General features: G+C 64.5%; 16 protein-coding genes and 1 pseudogene. 9 read left to right on the plus strand and 8 right to left on the minus strand.

Annotation, left to right across the window (positions count from 1 at the left end; all coding sequences use genetic code 11):
* Positions 1 to 6: 6 nt before the first annotated feature.
* Positions 7 to 1,723 (minus strand): annotated as a pseudogene (locus RAC97_RS23155) (DEAD/DEAH box helicase).
* A gap of 397 nt (positions 1,724 to 2,120) precedes the next feature.
* Positions 2,121 to 2,876, minus strand: coding sequence for a spermidine synthase (locus RAC97_RS23160; protein WP_375101981.1), 756 nt, complete (start codon positions 2,874 to 2,876; stop codon positions 2,121 to 2,123).
* 112 nt (positions 2,877 to 2,988) lie between these two features.
* Here RAC97_RS23160 and RAC97_RS23165 point away from each other — a divergent pair, with 112 nt between their 5' ends.
* Positions 2,989 to 4,335, plus strand: a complete 1,347-nt coding sequence (locus RAC97_RS23165) for a class II 3-deoxy-7-phosphoheptulonate synthase (RefSeq protein WP_375101980.1) — start codon at positions 2,989 to 2,991, stop codon at positions 4,333 to 4,335.
* Here the strand turns inward: RAC97_RS23165 and RAC97_RS23170 are convergent.
* Positions 4,316 to 5,533 carry a winged helix-turn-helix domain-containing protein gene (locus tag RAC97_RS23170; RefSeq protein WP_375101979.1) on the minus strand — a complete coding sequence of 406 codons (1,218 nt, stop codon included), beginning with the start codon at positions 5,531 to 5,533 and terminating at the stop codon, positions 4,316 to 4,318. The genes RAC97_RS23165 and RAC97_RS23170 overlap by 20 nt on opposite strands.
* A gap of 159 nt (positions 5,534 to 5,692) precedes the next feature.
* Entirely contained in the window at positions 5,693 to 5,908 is a 216-nt protein-coding gene (locus tag RAC97_RS23175) for a DUF1127 domain-containing protein (protein WP_375101978.1), read from the minus strand.
* Positions 5,909 to 6,005: 97 nt separating this feature from the next.
* On the opposite strand from RAC97_RS23175, the gene RAC97_RS23180 reads away from it, so the two are divergent.
* A complete protein-coding gene (locus RAC97_RS23180; RefSeq protein ID WP_375101977.1) occupies positions 6,006 to 6,857 on the plus strand; it encodes a LysR substrate-binding domain-containing protein in 852 nt (283 codons plus the stop codon).
* 5 nt (positions 6,858 to 6,862) lie between these two features.
* On the opposite strand, the gene RAC97_RS23185 is transcribed toward RAC97_RS23180, so the two are convergent.
* Entirely contained in the window at positions 6,863 to 7,612 is a 750-nt protein-coding gene (locus RAC97_RS23185) for a sulfite exporter TauE/SafE family protein (protein WP_375101976.1), read from the minus strand.
* Between the two features lie 120 nt (positions 7,613 to 7,732).
* Here RAC97_RS23185 and RAC97_RS23190 point away from each other — a divergent pair, with 120 nt between their 5' ends.
* The 3 genes from RAC97_RS23190 to RAC97_RS23200 all read left to right on the plus strand — a co-directional run bounded on the left by RAC97_RS23190 (position 7,733) and on the right by RAC97_RS23200 (position 9,757).
* Positions 7,733 to 8,686 (plus strand): LysR family transcriptional regulator, encoded by a 954-nt coding sequence (locus tag RAC97_RS23190; protein ID WP_375101975.1) that lies wholly within the window; start codon positions 7,733 to 7,735, stop codon positions 8,684 to 8,686.
* 58 nt (positions 8,687 to 8,744) lie between these two features.
* The gene (locus tag RAC97_RS23195) at positions 8,745 to 9,200 is read left to right on the plus strand and encodes a MarR family winged helix-turn-helix transcriptional regulator (protein ID WP_375101974.1); all 456 of its coding nucleotides are present in this window, start codon (positions 8,745 to 8,747) and stop codon (positions 9,198 to 9,200) included.
* Positions 9,201 to 9,328: 128 nt separating this feature from the next.
* Positions 9,329 to 9,757: an organic hydroperoxide resistance protein gene (locus RAC97_RS23200; RefSeq protein ID WP_375101973.1), complete on the plus strand. Its 429-nt coding sequence runs from the start codon at positions 9,329 to 9,331 to the stop codon at positions 9,755 to 9,757.
* Between the two features lie 93 nt (positions 9,758 to 9,850).
* On the opposite strand, the gene efp is transcribed toward RAC97_RS23200, so the two are convergent.
* Both efp and earP read right to left on the minus strand, forming a co-directional pair.
* On the minus strand, positions 9,851 to 10,420 hold the full coding sequence (gene efp / locus RAC97_RS23205; RefSeq protein WP_375101972.1) for an elongation factor P: 570 nt from the start codon (positions 10,418 to 10,420) through the stop codon (positions 9,851 to 9,853).
* Between the two features lie 47 nt (positions 10,421 to 10,467).
* Positions 10,468 to 11,601 carry an elongation factor P maturation arginine rhamnosyltransferase EarP gene (gene earP, locus RAC97_RS23210; protein WP_375101971.1) on the minus strand — a complete coding sequence of 378 codons (1,134 nt, stop codon included), beginning with the start codon at positions 11,599 to 11,601 and terminating at the stop codon, positions 10,468 to 10,470.
* A 136-nt stretch (positions 11,602 to 11,737) separates the two neighbouring features.
* On the opposite strand from earP, the gene RAC97_RS23215 reads away from it, so the two are divergent.
* On the plus strand, positions 11,738 to 12,136 hold the full coding sequence (locus tag RAC97_RS23215) for a hypothetical protein (protein WP_375101970.1): 399 nt from the start codon (positions 11,738 to 11,740) through the stop codon (positions 12,134 to 12,136).
* 2 nt (positions 12,137 to 12,138) lie between these two features.
* The gene (locus RAC97_RS23220) at positions 12,139 to 12,621 is read left to right on the plus strand and encodes a transcription elongation factor GreAB (RefSeq protein WP_375101969.1); all 483 of its coding nucleotides are present in this window, start codon (positions 12,139 to 12,141) and stop codon (positions 12,619 to 12,621) included.
* 60 nt (positions 12,622 to 12,681) lie between these two features.
* Here RAC97_RS23220 and RAC97_RS23225 read toward each other — a convergent pair whose 3' ends face one another.
* The gene (locus RAC97_RS23225) at positions 12,682 to 13,620 is read right to left on the minus strand and encodes a LysR family transcriptional regulator (RefSeq protein WP_375101968.1); all 939 of its coding nucleotides are present in this window, start codon (positions 13,618 to 13,620) and stop codon (positions 12,682 to 12,684) included.
* Between the two features lie 116 nt (positions 13,621 to 13,736).
* Between RAC97_RS23225 and RAC97_RS23230 the strand changes: the two genes are divergently transcribed.
* Both RAC97_RS23230 and RAC97_RS23235 read left to right on the plus strand, forming a co-directional pair.
* Positions 13,737 to 14,486: a 3-oxoacyl-ACP reductase family protein gene (locus tag RAC97_RS23230; protein WP_375101967.1), complete on the plus strand. Its 750-nt coding sequence runs from the start codon at positions 13,737 to 13,739 to the stop codon at positions 14,484 to 14,486.
* Positions 14,487 to 14,605: 119 nt separating this feature from the next.
* Positions 14,606 to 14,982: hypothetical protein (locus RAC97_RS23235; protein ID WP_375101966.1), on the plus strand; the 377-nt coding region annotated here is incomplete at its 3' end.

Genomic DNA, 14,982 nt, shown 5'->3' on the forward strand with positions numbered 1-14,982 from the left:
CCAGGATCAGTCCTCGCGGTAGCGACGCAGCTTCAGCTGCTTGCCGGCTACGCGGGTGTCCTTGAGCTTGGTCAGCAGACGCTCCAGGCCTTCTTCCGGCAGCTCGACCAGGCTGAAGCTGTCACGTACCTGGATACGGCCGATGGCATCACGAGCCAGGCCACCTTCGTTGAGGATCGCCCCCAGCAGGTTCTTGGCAGCGATGCCGTCGCGGGCACCCAGGGCGGTACGGCAACGCACGCGGCCTTCGGCCAGCGGCATCGGCGCGCGGCGCTCACGGTCGCCACGCTCGCTGCGCTCACCACGGTCGGCGCGGTCAGCGCTGCTGCGTTCACGCGGGGTGTGGGTCGGCACCAGCGGCTGCTCACGCTCGACGGCGGCCAGGTCCAGCGCCTGGCCATTGGTGGCCTTGCGCAGCAGGGCCGAAGCCAGCGCACGTGCACTGCAACCCAGGTCGGCGGTCAGGCGGTCGAACAACTCACCATGGCTGATCTCGGCTTCAGCCACCAGCGGCGCCAGGCTGTTGGTCAGCTTCTTGATACGCGCATCAAGTACGGCTTGCGGGTTTGGCAGACGCGCTTCGGCGACCTTCTGCCCGGTCACACGCTCGATCACTTGCAGCATGCGGCGCTCACGCGGGGTGACCAGCAGCAGCGCACGGCCTTCGCGACCGGCACGGCCGGTACGACCGATACGGTGTACGTAGGACTCCGGGTCGTACGGCATATCGACGTTGAACACATGGGTGATACGCGGTACATCCAGGCCACGGGCAGCGACGTCGGTGGCGACGACGATGTCCAGGCGGCCATCCTTGAGCGAGTCGATCACGCGCTCACGCTGGTTCTGGGCAATGTCGCCGTTCAGCGCGGCAGCCTTGTAGCCCTTGGCCTCCAGCGCGGCGGCCAGGTCCAGGGTGGCTTGCTTGGTGCGCACGAAGGCAATCAACGCATCGAACTCTTCCACTTCCAGCAGACGCAGGACAGCCGGGATCTTCTGGTCGGCGTGGACCATCAGGTGGGCCTGGTCGATCGCGGTAACGGTCTGGGTCTTGCTCTGAATCTTGACGTGCTTCGGCTCGCGCAGGTGACGCTCGGCGATGCTGCGGATCGAAGACGGCAGGGTGGCCGAGAACAGCACGGTCTGGCGCGAGGCCGGGATGGCGTCGAAGATCACTTCGAGGTCGTCCATGAAGCCGAGCTTGAGCATCTCGTCGGCTTCGTCCAGTACCAGGTACTGAACGGTGGACAGCACTTTCTCGTCACGGCGCAGGTGATCGCACAGACGGCCTGGGGTGGCGACGACGATTTGCGCGCCGTTGCGGATGGCGCGCAGCTGCGGGCCCATCGGGGCGCCGCCGTACACGGCCACCACGTTAACGCCTGGCATCTGCTTGGCGTAGGTTTCGAAAGCGGTAGCTACTTGCAGCGCCAACTCACGGGTTGGCGCCAGGATCAGGGCTTGCGGTTCGCGCTTGCTCACGTCGATCTTGTTGAGGATCGGCAGGGCGAAGGCAGCGGTCTTGCCGGTGCCAGTCTGCGCCTGGCCGATCATGTCGTGACCGGCGAGGATGATCGGGATCGACTGTTGCTGAATGGCCGACGGTTCTTCGTAGCCAGTCGCCAGAACGGCGGCAACAATGTTCGGATTGAGTTCGAGAGCGGCGAATCCGCCGGTTTCCTGGGTCATGGGTCTGCCTCTATGTGCATCCGCAAAGACCCATGCTCCAAAGCTGCACATGCCTTGAAAGACCCGAAGGTCACCCAGGCAGCTTTGGCGGCGGGGATTTGCGAAAACGATTGAAAAAGAAAACGTGGGAAAGTCCGCCTAGCGGACGTGCAGCCGAAGCTGGACTCGGAGGGTTTACACCACCTGATTTTGCGGCCCGCTAAAAGACCGGCGCGTACTATATACGAAATCGTGTTGATCCGTGAGAATTTTTTCACGGGTAGTGGCCATTATAGGGCCACCATTTAGTAGAAAACTGAAACGTTTTTTCAAGATCGGCGGCGTACCCTTCGCGGGTAAACCCGCTCCCACAGGATCGGCGCCATGCTCAAGGGCAGCGCTGAACCTGTGGGAGCGGGTTTACCCGCGAAAGGTACGCCGCCGCTTTATGATCAGGTCGCCGGACGAACCTCGCGAATCAGGTACTCCAGCGAATACCCCAACTGCCCCGCCAGCGCCCCGGCCCGTGCGCGCAGCCCATCGAGGTCCAGCGTCTGATCCAGGTCCGCCGGCACCAGCAGGATCACATTGCCCTCCTTCACCGGCAGTTCCCAGTAATGCCGGTGGTAAAGGCCACGCAACAGCGCCGCGCCCAATGGCCTGCCGTCTTCACTGGCCCACTGGTTGATGACCAGCCAGCCGCCAGGGTTCAACTGCTTCTGGCAGTTTTCCAGGAAACCCCAGGCCAGGTGACCGACGCCTGGGCCATGGTCGGTATAGAGGTCGACGAAGATCAGGTCGGCCTGCTCGGCGCTGGGCAGCAGCTCCAGGGCATCGCCCACCCGCACGTAGAGCCGTGGGTCGTCGTCCAGGCCCAGGTATTCCATGGCCAGGCGCGGTACGTCCGCACGCAGCTCGATGGCCTCGACATCCTCCAGCGGCAGGAACTTCAGGCACGCCTGGGTCAGGGTGCCGGCGCCAAGGCCCAGAAACAGCGCGCTTTCCGGCTGCTCGTGGCACAACGCGCCAACCAGCATCGCCCGCGTGTAGTCGTACTCAAGCCAACTGGGGTCGGCGGTGAAGGTGCAGCTCTGCTCGATGGCATCGCCGAACTCGAGGAAGCGGTAGTCCTCGACCTCGTACACGCTGATGACGCCAAAGGCATCTTCCACCCGGGCCAGCAGCCGCTCTTCCCGCTCCGTTGCCATCGCCTACCCGCTCGTGCAAAAACGCGCATTGTCCGCCAATGCCTGCGGTGCAACAAGCGCCGCGCCACCTGATACCATGGCAGGCACGACAATGTCCGATACCGAGCCTGCGATGAACCAACCCTGGACCCCCGACAGCTGGCGCACCCTGCCGATCCAGCAGCAACCGACCTACCCCGACGCCGCGCACCTGCAACGGGTCGAGCAGGCCCTGGCCAGCTACCCGCCACTGGTATTCGCCGGCGAAGCCCGCGAACTGCGCCGGCAATTCGCCGAGGTCACCCAGGGCCGCGCCTTCCTGCTGCAAGGCGGCGACTGCGCGGAAAGCTTCGCCGAGTTCAGCGCCGCGAAGATCCGCGACACCTTCAAGGTGCTGCTGCAAATGGCCATTGTCATGACCTTCGCTGCCGGCTGCCCGGTGGTCAAGGTAGGGCGCATGGCCGGGCAGTTCGCCAAGCCGCGCTCGGCGGGCGACGAAACCATCGGCCAGGTCACCCTGCCCGCCTACCGCGGCGATATCGTCAACGGCATCGGCTTCGACGCTGCCAGCCGCGTGCCCGACCCCGAACGGCTGCTGCAGGCCTACCACCAGTCCACCGCCAGCCTCAACCTGCTGCGCGCCTTTGCCCAGGGCGGCTTCGCCGACCTGCACCAGGTGCACAAATGGAACCTGGACTTCATCGCCAACTCGGCTCTGGCCGACAAGTACCACCAGTTGGCCAACCGCATCGACGAGACCCTCGCCTTCATGCGCGCCTGCGGCCTGGACAGCGCGCCACAACTGCGCGAAACCAGTTTCTTCACTGCCCACGAAGCGCTGCTGCTGAACTACGAAGAAGCCTTCGTGCGCAGCGACAGCCTCACCGGCGACTACTACGACTGCTCGGCGCACATGCTGTGGATCGGCGACCGCACCCGCCAGCTCGACGGCGCCCACGTGGAGTTCCTGCGCGGGGTGCACAACCCGATCGGGGTCAAGGTCGGCCCGAGCATGAACACCGACGAGCTGATACGCCTGATCGATGTGCTCAACCCGCACAACGACCCAGGCCGCCTCAACCTGATCGTGCGCATGGGCGCCGGCAAGGTCGGCGAGCACCTGCCAGGGTTGATCCGCAGCGTCGAGCGCGAGGGGCGCAAGGTGCTGTGGAGTTCCGACCCGATGCACGGCAACACCATCAAGGCCAGCAGCGGCTACAAGACCCGCGACTTCGCCCAGATCCTCGACGAGGTGAAGCAGTTCTTCCAGGTGCACCAAGCCGAGGGCAGCTATGCCGGCGGCATCCATATCGAGATGACCGGGCAGAACGTCACCGAATGCATCGGCGGCGCCCGGCCCATTACCGAAGATGGCCTGTCGGACCGCTACCACACCCATTGCGACCCGCGCATGAATGCCGACCAATCGCTGGAACTGGCGTTCCTGATCGCCGAGACACTCAAGCAGGTGCGTCGCTGAGCGCCTGACGCAAGCGGGCTGCCTCGTTGCGGGCGCAGTCCAGCCTGACCCGTTGCAGGCCCAGCCAGTGCGCCAAGCGCACCAGCTGCTGGGCCAGAGCGTGATACCCCGCGTCCTCCATGCCCTCGGGCTCCTCGTGCACGGCATGCACCGCCAGCTCGCCGCGGCCGCGTTCGGCGCGCAGGTCTACCCGCGCGGCAATGCGCTCGCTGTACAGGAACGGCAGCACATAATAGCCGTACACCCGTTTCGGCGCGGGGGTATAGATTTCCAGGCGATAGCGAAAGCCGAACAGGCGCTCGGTGCGGCTACGTTCCCAGACCAACGAGTCGAATGGCGACAGCAAGGCGCTGGCCTCGATACGCCGGGGAATGCGCGGGGTACCGATGCAATAGGCTGGCTGCTTCCAGCCCTGCACCACACAGGCCTGCAAGCGACCATCGGCAAGCAGCTCGGCGAGCGCCGCCTTGCTTTGCGCGGGGCTTAGGCGGAAGTAGTCGCGCAGGTCTTTTTCCGTAGCCACGCCCAAGGCCGTGGCGGCATGCAGCATCAAGCCCTGTTGCGCCTCGGCATCGCTGGGCGTGGGTTGTTCGAGGATGGCCTTGGGCAGTACCCGCTCCGGCAGGTCGTAGAGGCGTTCGAAGCCGCGCCGCCCCGCCACGGTCACCTGCCCCGCCGCAAACAGCCATTCCAGCGCGTGCTTTTCTTCGCTCCAGTCCCACCAGGGGCCGGCGCGCTCTTCACGGGTGGACAGGCTGCCGGCACCCAACGCGCCCTGCTCGCGTACCGTTGCCAATACGCGGGCGATGACGTCCTGGCGCTCGCGGCCGAACTTCGCCAGTTGCTGGTAGATACCCTCGCCCTGGGCCGCCCGCGCCATGCGCCAGCGCATGGACGGGTAAAGCGCCAGCGGCAACAACGAAGCCTCGTGCCCCCAGTACTCGAACAGCTGGCGCTGGCGGCCACGGCCCCAGGCAAGCTGGTCGAGCGCCGCCTGCGGGTAATCACCCAGGCGCGAGAACAGCGGCAGGTAGTGCGAACGTACCAGGGCGTTGACCGAATCGATCTGTACCACGCCCAGGCGCTGCAACATGCGCTTGATCATTGCCGCGCTGGGCGTGGCCTCGACCGGCTTGCCGAAGCCCTGTGCGGACAGGGCCAGGCGCCGGGCCTGCTTGAGGGAAAGGCTTGAAGACACTGCACGGCTCCTTCATGGGTGAGCGGTCAGTGTAGTGTCAATTGCGGCCCATTCGCGGCGGTTCGGCCCAATCCTGATGGTAGGGTGCCCAGGGCTTTGCCCTGGTTCGCGGGCAAACCCGCTACAAGTCCCCGCTTAGCTCGAACCTGCAACGCCCGCTCACTTGCGCAGGGGGTCGTCCCAAAATGGCCGCTCCACTTCCAGCAAGGTATCGGCCCGGCTCAAGCCCAGGTCGTGCAATACCTCGTCACTGAGGCTGGCCAGTTGTCGACGCTGGCGCGCCAGTTGGTGCCAGCGCGCTACCTGGCGAGCCGCGGCGGCGATGGCATGGGTGAGGGAAAAGCCGTGGGAGTGATAGCTGACATGACCTTTCATCTTGAAGCCCTCCGTAAGAGATGGCTTAAGTGTCGCGCCGGCCTTAAGATCAATCCAACGAATGTTTCTAATGCTTTGCATCTACGAGATTGATGCTATGTCTCAATACCAGAGTCTTGATGCGGACGTGCTGCGCACCTTCGTCGCGATTGCCGAGCAAGGCGGTTTCACGCGCGCCGGCGAAGTGGTCAACCGCACCCAATCGGCGGTCAGCATGCAGATGAAACGCCTGGAGGAAGACATCCTCCAGCGCCAGCTGTTCGAACGCGACGGTCGCCAGGTCCGTCTGACCGCCGAGGGCCAGGTGTTGCTGGGCTATGCCCGGCGCATCCTCAAGCTGCACGGCGAGGTGTTCAATACCTTGCGCATGCCGCACATGGTCGGGGTGGTGCGCATCGGCACACCCGATGACTACGCCATGCGCTTTCTGCCGAACATTCTTTCGAGCTTCGCCCAGCGCTACCCGCTGATTCAGGTGGAGGTGCATTGCGAACCGTCGAAACAGCTGATGCAGCGCCAGGACCTGGACCTGACCATCATCACCTGCGAGCCCGGCTCGGAGGTCGGCCAGCTGCTACGCCAGGAGCGGCTGGTATGGGCCGCAGCCCAGGGCCACTGTCCGCAAGAGCAGCGGCCTATGCCGCTGGCGATGTTCAATACCGATTGCTTCTGCCGCTCCTGGGCGTGCAATGCCCTGGAGCAACAGGAGATCGACTACCGCATCGCCTACACCAGCCCCAGCCTGGCGGCGATCTTCGCCATTGTCGGCGCGGGGCTCGCGGTGACGGCGCAGTTGCAGAGCCTGATCGGCGGCAACCTGTACATCCTCGGCGAAGAGCACGGGTTGCCGCAGCTGCCACTGGCCAATGTGATGCTGCTGCGCAACCCGAAAAGCCAGTCGCCGATCACCGACAGCCTCGCCGACCATGTGGCCGAGGGGTTCCAGTAGAAACCTCAGAGCTCGAAAGCCAGCATCACCGCGCAGACGATCAGGAACCCACAGAACAACACGCGCAGGGCCTTTTCCGGCATCGCGTGGGCCAGCGTGACGCCCCAACTGATGCTCATCAGCCCGCCCACGGCCAACGGGATGCCTACGTTCCAATCCACGCTCTGGTGCAGGCCGTAGGTCAACAAGGTCACACCGGTACTGGGCGCCGCCAGTGCCAGGGAAAGGCCCTGGGCTACCACTTGGGTGGTGCCGAACACGCTGGTCAGGATGGGGGTGGCAACCACCGCGCCGCCCACCCCGAACAAACCACCCATGGTGCCCGCGAAGACCCCCAGCACGCCCAGCCAAGGCCAGGGGTGGCGCAGCTCGCTGCTGGGCGGCGCCATACGCATGGAAATTCGTGCCACGTTCCATATCGCCAATACCACCAGGAAACCGACGAAGCCCAGGCGCATGGAATGGGCATCGAGGCCGACCGCCCAGATCGAACCCAACCAGGCGAACAGGAAGCTGCACAGCGACAGCGGCACGGCGTGACGCAACTCGATGCGGTTGCGCTGGTGGTAACGCCACAGCGCCAGCAGCACGTTCGGCACCACCATCACCAAGGCAGTACCCTGGGCCAGTTGCTGGTCGAGGCCGAACAGCACGCCCAGCGCGGGAATGGCGATCAGCCCGCCACCAATCCCGAACAACCCACCCACAGTGCCCAAGGCAGCGCCCAGGGCGATGTACATCAACCATTCGATCATCAGCGTCTCATCCGCCTGTACAAGTTATCCGCCCATCCTAACCACTGGCCCCTGGCACGGAAACGCACAGCAGCGCACAATGGCTTTGCGTAATCCGCATAAGCAACCCAATGAATCGTCATGAGCCCAGACCTTCTTACCGAACAACTCAGCCTGTTCCTCGACGTACTGGAGGCCGGCAGCTTCTCCGCCGCCGCCCGCCGCCATCCCTTGACGCCGTCGGCGGTGGCGCGGCGCATCGACAATCTGGAAAACGCCGTAGGCAGCCGTCTGTTCGTGCGTAGTACCCATGCGGTGCGCGTCACACCAGCAGGCAAGGCGTTCGCCGAACGCGCGCGGCGTATCGTCGAGGAACTGCGCCTGGCCCGCGCCGAAGCCGTATCGCTGAGCAGCGCCCCGGAAGGCTTGATCCGCATCGACGCACCCGCCGCGTTCGGCCGCCGTCACCTGGCACCGGCGATCGCCGACTTTCTGGTCGCCTACCCCGGCCTGGATGTACAGGTTCGGCTGATCGACAGCTTCGTCGACATGCAGGGCAGCCACCTGGGCGAAGTCGACCTGGTGCTGCGCGCCGGCCCCCTCGCCGATACCCGCCTGGTCGCCACGCCGTTGGCCTCGATGGTGCGTATTGCCTGCGCCAGCCCGGGCTACCTCGCCAACCGCGGCGTACCGCGCGACCCCAGCCAACTGCCCGAGCACGACGGCCTGGACTGGGACGGCCTGGCGCCACCCTTCGCCTGGCGCTTCAACGTCGATGGGCAACTGCGCCTGTACCGCCCGGCGCGCATGCGCATGGCCGCCAACAATGCCGAAGCCTTGCTGTTCGGTGCTTTGGCCGGACTGGGCGTGGCGCACCTGCCCACCTGGCTGATCAGCGAGTACCTGCTGCGCGGCGAACTGCTGCCGCTGTTCTGCGAAAGCGGCCTGCCTGCGCCGGAAACCACCGGCATCTATGCACTGCGCCTGGAACATGAAACGAACTCTCGCAGCCGCTTGCTGCTCGAATTCCTCAAGAGCCGCTTCAGCCCGGTGCCGCCTTGGGACCTGGCACTACGCAGCGAACTGCAAGGATGATTAGCGCGCTAACCATCAGCGTGCTAGATTCTTAACCAAACGTTATTCAAGGACCAGCATGAAAGCCGACAAACCCACTTCCTGCGACGACCTGCTGCTGGATAACCAGGTCTGTTTCGCCCTGCACTCCACGTCGCTGCTGATGACCAAGGTCTACAAACCACTACTGCAGGCCTTGGGCCTGACCTACCCGCAGTACCTGGCCATGCTGGTGCTGTGGGAACAGGACGGCCTGACCGTGGGCGAAATCAGCCAGCGCCTGATCACCGACCCTGGCTCGCTCACGCCGTTGCTCAAACGCCTGGAAAGCGAAGGCCTGCTCAAGCGCACCCGCAGCCGCGAGGACGAGCGCGTGGTCCTGGTGCAGCTGACCGACAAGGGCCGCGATTTGCAACAAGAGGCCCAGCGTGTGCCGCAATGCATTCTCGACGCCAGCGGCCGCACCATGGAACGCTTGCGGCTCCTGCAAGCCGAGTTGCTGGATCTGCGCGCCAGCCTGCAAAAAAACCTCTGACGACTACGCTGTGTGATGCCTGTCGGATAAACGGCAAAAAAATAACTTGCACACTAAATAATTGCGCGCTAAATTTAGCGCCATACCCACCCAGCGCCAAGGCGCACAGCACACAAGCGAGGCTCAAGATGCAAAAGGTCACTCCCCTGTACATCGCAGAAGCAACCTCCACTGGCGGTCGCGATGGCAAGTCCAAATCCAGCGACGGCAAGCTCGAAGTCAAGCTGAGCACCCCCAAGGAACTGGGCGGCGCTGGCGGTGAAGGCACCAACCCTGAGCAGATGTTCGCCGCCGGTTACTCGGCCTGCTTCATCGGCGCCCTGAAGTTCGTCGCCGGCCAGGAAAAGAAAGCCCTGCCAGCTGACGCCTCGATCACCGCCAAAGTCGGTATCGGCCAGATCCCAGGCGGCTTCGGCCTGGACATCGACCTGCACATCAGCCTGCCAGGCCTGAGCCAGGGCGACGCTGAAGCCCTGGTGGAGAAAGCGCACAAGGTTTGCCCTTACTCCAACGCCACTCGCGGCAACCTCGATGTACGCCTGCACGTAGCGGTCTGAGTCACCGAGGGCTGCATTGCGGCCCTCACCGCCTGAATTCCAGGCGCAAAAAAACCCGGCCAACGCCGGGTTTTTTGTGGGTCGCAAGAAGCATTACTTCTTGGAGCGGCCCTTGAAGCTGTTGTCGCGGGTGTCGATGTCGATCCACTCGTCGATCTGGATGAAGTCGGCAACCTGAATTTCAGTGCCGTTGGCCAGTTTGGCCGGCTTCATGACCTTGCCCGAGGTGTCGCCGCGAGCAGCGTTTTCGGTGTAGACGACCTTGCGGCTGATGGTGGTCGGCAGTTCTACCGATACCAGGCGGCCTTCGAAGAACACGGCTTCGCAGACGTCTTCCATGCCTTCTTCGATGTACGGCAGGACGGCGTCGATGTCTTCGGCGTTCAGCTCGTACATGGTGTAGTCGCTGGTGTCCATGAAGGTGTACTCGTCACCGTTGATGAACGACAGGGTCGCTTCTTTGCGATCCAGGATCACGTCGTCCAGCTTGTCGTCCGCACCGTAGACGGTTTCGGTCTTGTAGCCGGTCAGCAGGTTCTTCAGCTTGGTCTTCATGATCGCGCTGTTACGGCCCGACTTGGTGAACTCAGCTTTCTGGACCAGCCACGGATCGTTGTCGATGCGCAGTACGGTACCGGGTTTGATTTCTTTACCAGTTTTCATTGCGTATATCCGAATCTGGATGGATTTATAAAAATCGAGGCCGCATATCATATCCAATTTCGGTAAAACTGCACCAGCGCTGTGGCAAGGTCCGGCCTAACCGCCTGCGCAGCGCACCACTGCCGGGCGTGTACCTGGAGTGCCTGCCAGTGCAGTAGCACCTGGCGCCAGGCCACGCCCATGTCGCGGTCCATGTTCCAGGCGCGCCACAACTCGACCAGCGCATCGCCCGCTTCTTGCGACAGCCCTTGGCGATACTGCGCGAGGAAGGCCTCGAGTTTTTCCCAGTGCGCGTTCTCCTCCTGGACATAGATATGCCACAGCAACGGCCGCCCGGCCCACTGAGCACGCACGAACGAATCCTCGCCGCGCACGGCGTTGAAGTCACAGCACCACAGCAGGCGATCGTAGTCATCCTGGCTGACGAACGGCAGGATCTGCACGCGCAACCGGCCCTTGTGCCGCACATCGCCCACACCCAGTTGCGGCTCGGCGAACCAGTGACGCAGGTCAGCAAGCACACGGCCTTCGGGCACCAGTAGGTGGGTGGGCTGTGCGTCGTCGGCAAGGGCCTCGAGCCACGCGCCCAATTGCCCATTTTCATAGGCGAACAGCGAAATCAAACGCGCTCCGGGTTGGCGATGCACCCCAAGCCTGGCGAGAAACGCCGCCTGCGCCGCCGGGTCGGCCTCGAAGGCTTCGCGCCGCGGGAGCAGGCTGGCCTCGCGCAGCAGCCCGCCGGTCTTGTCGGTGAAGCCGGGGAAGAAGAACTGCTTGCGCAGGCCATTGGGCTGGGGCGACGCCAGGCCGTGGCAGCCTTCGACCCAATCCTCGGCGCTCAGGTACTCGAGGTTCAACCACAAGGCCGGGGCGGGACGCAGGGTCAGCGCCTCGACATAGGCATCGGGCAATGCGCAGGCGAAGGCACCGATCACCACATCTGCGGTGTCGGTAGGCGGCCAGTCGGGCGACCAGTGGCATACCCGCACGCCCTGCTGCCATTGCTGCCCGGCCAATGGGTCGGCCTCGGGGCACAGGCGCGCGAAGGCGGCCAGGTCGTCGACCCACAAGCGCACGGCCAGGTCATGCTCGGCCGCCAGTTGCCGGGCCAGGCGCCAGGTCACGCCGATGTCGCCATAGTTGTCGACGACCGTGCAAAAGATGTCCCAGCGGGTCTTCATCCCGTTCTTCCTCTCGACACGGAAAAAACAGCGGATTGTGCGGATTAATTCTCGCTGACAAAAGCACCGTCGCTGAAAAAACCTTTACCGCCGTGCGACAATGGCCGCCCTCGACCCGCCCTGCCAGGAGGCCGCCATGCCCCGCCACCGCGAACTGAAGATCACCCTCAAGCCTGTGCAGTTGATCCTGTGCGTGGCCTTCGGCCTGTGGCTCGGCGCCATGGCCATCGCCTTGAGCCTGTGGCTGGCCTGGCGGGCCTGGCCCCAGCAGGTGGAGCCCTTGGCCCAGGCCATTGCCCCGGCTGGCGTGGCCCCTGCGCCTGCCCAGCCTGCCGCGCAACCGGCCGATGCCCAGGCCGAGATGTTCGAACGCTACAAGGACATCCTGCACAAGCAGGAGGCCCAGCAAGCCGCCGACGCCGCCCAGGGCAACATGCGCAACCTGAACAACCCCAAGTGCCAGTTCTGGCTGCAACAGAACCGCACCGCACCCACCGACAAGAGCCAGGCCAACGTGCTGGAATTCTGCTACTGACCATGGACAAAGCCACCCTCCTGGCGCGTATCAATGCCACCCTCGAACATGACGTCGAGGTGCTGCGCCGTGCCGCCCAGACCGCCTACGAAACCGCCACCGCCGAAGAGAACATCGCCGAGAACAAGTACGACACCCTGGGCCTTGAAGCGTCCTACCTGGCCACCGGCCAGGCGCGGCGTACCGCCGAGATCCGCCAGGCGCTGCTGACCTACCAGCAACTGGTACTGCGCGACTACGACCCGGCGCGGGGAATCCAGCTCAGCAACCTGGTGACACTGGAAGACGAGGATGGAGCGCAGCGCCTGCTTTTTCTTGGGCCCGAGGCCGCAGGCCTGAAGATTGGCGAACAGGACGAGTTGGTGACAGTCATCACCCCGCGCTCGCCGCTGGGGCAACAGCTGTTGGGCAAACGGGTGGATGACGAGGTGGGGCTGGTGGTCGCCGGGGTCACCCAGGTTCACATCATCATCGATGCCGTCTGAATAGGCTTCACCGCACCGGCTTGCCCGCGAAGAGGCCCGGTGCCGCCCTGCAAATACCTGCTACTGCATTTCCAACGCATTGAAGCGCGTGGCCAGCCCCTGCTCGGCGAACTGCTCCACGAGGAAATCGATGAATGCCCGGGTCTTGCCCGGCAGCAACTTGTGCTCGGCGTAATAGAGGCTGACGCTGCCATCGTCCACGTACCAGTCCGGCAGTACACGCTGCAACTGGCCGCTGGCGTAATACGGCAAGGCGAACGGCAGGCTGACCAGGGCAACGCCCAAGCCCTGGGCGGCAACCGCACAGGCGGCATCCGAGTCGCTCATGGTCATGCCCTGGCGCAAGGGCAAGGGCTGCTGCTCATGCCAGCGGCTGGTAAGCGGCCAGGAACGCACGCGACCGGTCTGTGGCGAACGAATCAGGATGCCGTCGTGCTGCGCCAGGTCGCGCGGTTCGTCGATCGGTACACACCTGGCCAGGTAATCAGGAGCGGCCACCAGCACCCGGTGCGCCGGGGCCAGGCGACGGGCCACCACGCCCAGCGGCAGGTCGAAGCCGCCGCCGATGGCAGCATCGAAGCCCTGCCCGATGAGATCGACCTGACGATTGTCGAAATGCCAGTCCGGGACGATCGCCGGGTAGCGCCGCAGGAACTCGCCCAGCATCGGCACCACATACAAGCGCCCGAACACCGTACCCATGCTGACCCGCAGCAACCCGGCCGGCTGACCCTCGCTGCTGGCCAGGTTGGCGACGGCGTGCTGGATGGTACGGAAGCTGTCGCTGACCTCGCCCAGGAAACGCTGCCCGGCCTCGGTGAGGGTGAGCTTGCGGGTACTGCGCTGAAATAGCCGCACGCCCAGCCGCGCCTCCAGCTGGGCAACGCTCTTGCCCACTGCCGCCGGAGTCAAGGACAGGCGCCGCGCGGCTTCGGCGAAGCTGCCGACCTCGGCACTGCGAATGAAGCACTCAAGGCTGCTGAACGATTCCATGGCCAATTACCAACTAAAAGTTCACTCTGATGATAGCGATTGCCATCTTATCAGCGAGCAATCCCAGGTCGATACTGGCAGCCATCCAAGGCACTGCGCCTTGTCCCTTTCAGGAGAGCAACATGTCCCAGCAATCGAGCCTCGCAGGCAAAGTCGCCTTGGTCCAGGGTGGTTCACGCGGTATCGGCGCCGCCATTGTCCGGCGCCTGGCCCGTGAAGGCGCGCAGGTCGCCTTCACCTATGTCAGCTCGGCCAGCGCCGCCCAGGCCCTGGCCGAGGAAATCAACGCCACCGGTGCCCGCGCACTGGCCCTGCACGCCGACAGCGCCGATGCCAGTGCCGTGCAGCAAGTGGTGGAAGACACCGTGAAAGCCTTCGGGCGCCTCGACATCCTGGTCAACAATGCTGGCGTGCTGGCCGTGGCCCCGGTGGCCGAGTTCGACCTGGGCGACTTCGACCGCCTGTTGGCCGTCAACGTCCGCAGCGTGTTCGTCGCCAGCCAGGCGGCGGCCCGGCACATGGGCCAGGGTGGCCGGATCATCAACATCGGCAGCACCAACGCCGAGCGCATGCCCTTCGCAGGCGGCGCCCCCTACGCCATGAGCAAGTCGGCGTTGGTCGGCCTCACCCGTGGCATGGCCCGCGACCTCGGCCCCCACGGCATTACCGTGAACAACGTGCAGCCCGGCCCGGTGGACACCGACATGAACCCGGCCAGCGGCGACTTCGCCGACAGCCTGATCCCGCTGATGGCCATCGGTCGCTACGGCCATGCCGACGAAATCGCCAGCTTCGTCGCCTACCTGGCAGGGCCTGAGGCCGGCTACATCACCGGCGCCAGCCTGACCGCGGACGGTGGCTTCGCCGCCTGATCGCAATACGCCACGCGGCAATCCACCGCACGCCCCTTCGTCGCCTGCCCGTTGACTTGCCTGCGACGGCAGCGCTCAGTAAGTGCTGGCTACAGCCCTCCCACGGACAGGATGACGACATGACAAGACTCACGGTGCAATCCGGCGATTTCTTGCAAGGTGAAGGCGAATACCGCAATGGCGCGCTGACGCTCAAGACCCCCCGCAGCCCTTCGCCAGGAGAAAGGATCTCCCTGGCGCGGGTCACCGACCTCAAGCTGGCCTGCCTGGAGTCGAACCGCAACCTGGGCAGTGCGCTGGGCTGGGGCGTCGCCGGTGCCCTGGTAGCAGGCCCGGTGGGCTTGCTGGCCGGGCTGTGGCTAGGCGGCAAGGAAGAGGAAGCGACCTTCCTCGCCACATTCAAGGATGGACGCAAGCTCTTGGCCATTACCGACGGCAAGACCTGGTCGAAAATCGACGACACCTGGCGCAAGCACCAGCGGCCTGCCGGCAACTG

The sequence above is a fragment of the Pseudomonas sp. LS_2 genome, assembly GCF_042709235.1.
In the GTDB taxonomy this organism is placed as follows: Bacteria; Pseudomonadota; Gammaproteobacteria; order Pseudomonadales; family Pseudomonadaceae; genus Aquipseudomonas.

Coding starts and splice junctions, on each gene's coding strand:
- earP (WP_375101971.1), bottom strand. CDS start 11,601: ATGAAGACCCGCTGGGACATCTTTTGCACGGTCGTCGACAACTATGGC.
- RAC97_RS23195 (WP_375101974.1), top strand. CDS start 8,745: ATGAAAGCCGACAAACCCACTTCCTGCGACGACCTGCTGCTGGATAAC.
- RAC97_RS23180 (WP_375101977.1), top strand. CDS start 6,006: ATGTCTCAATACCAGAGTCTTGATGCGGACGTGCTGCGCACCTTCGTC.
- RAC97_RS23185 (WP_375101976.1), bottom strand. CDS start 7,612: ATGATCGAATGGTTGATGTACATCGCCCTGGGCGCTGCCTTGGGCACT.
- efp (WP_375101972.1), bottom strand. CDS start 10,420: ATGAAAACTGGTAAAGAAATCAAACCCGGTACCGTACTGCGCATCGAC.
- RAC97_RS23190 (WP_375101975.1), top strand. CDS start 7,733: ATGAGCCCAGACCTTCTTACCGAACAACTCAGCCTGTTCCTCGACGTA.
- RAC97_RS23220 (WP_375101969.1), top strand. CDS start 12,139: ATGGACAAAGCCACCCTCCTGGCGCGTATCAATGCCACCCTCGAACAT.
- RAC97_RS23165 (WP_375101980.1), top strand. CDS start 2,989: ATGAACCAACCCTGGACCCCCGACAGCTGGCGCACCCTGCCGATCCAG.
- RAC97_RS23200 (WP_375101973.1), top strand. CDS start 9,329: ATGCAAAAGGTCACTCCCCTGTACATCGCAGAAGCAACCTCCACTGGC.
- RAC97_RS23175 (WP_375101978.1), bottom strand. CDS start 5,908: ATGAAAGGTCATGTCAGCTATCACTCCCACGGCTTTTCCCTCACCCAT.
- RAC97_RS23215 (WP_375101970.1), top strand. CDS start 11,738: ATGCCCCGCCACCGCGAACTGAAGATCACCCTCAAGCCTGTGCAGTTG.
- RAC97_RS23230 (WP_375101967.1), top strand. CDS start 13,737: ATGTCCCAGCAATCGAGCCTCGCAGGCAAAGTCGCCTTGGTCCAGGGT.
- RAC97_RS23160 (WP_375101981.1), bottom strand. CDS start 2,876: ATGGCAACGGAGCGGGAAGAGCGGCTGCTGGCCCGGGTGGAAGATGCC.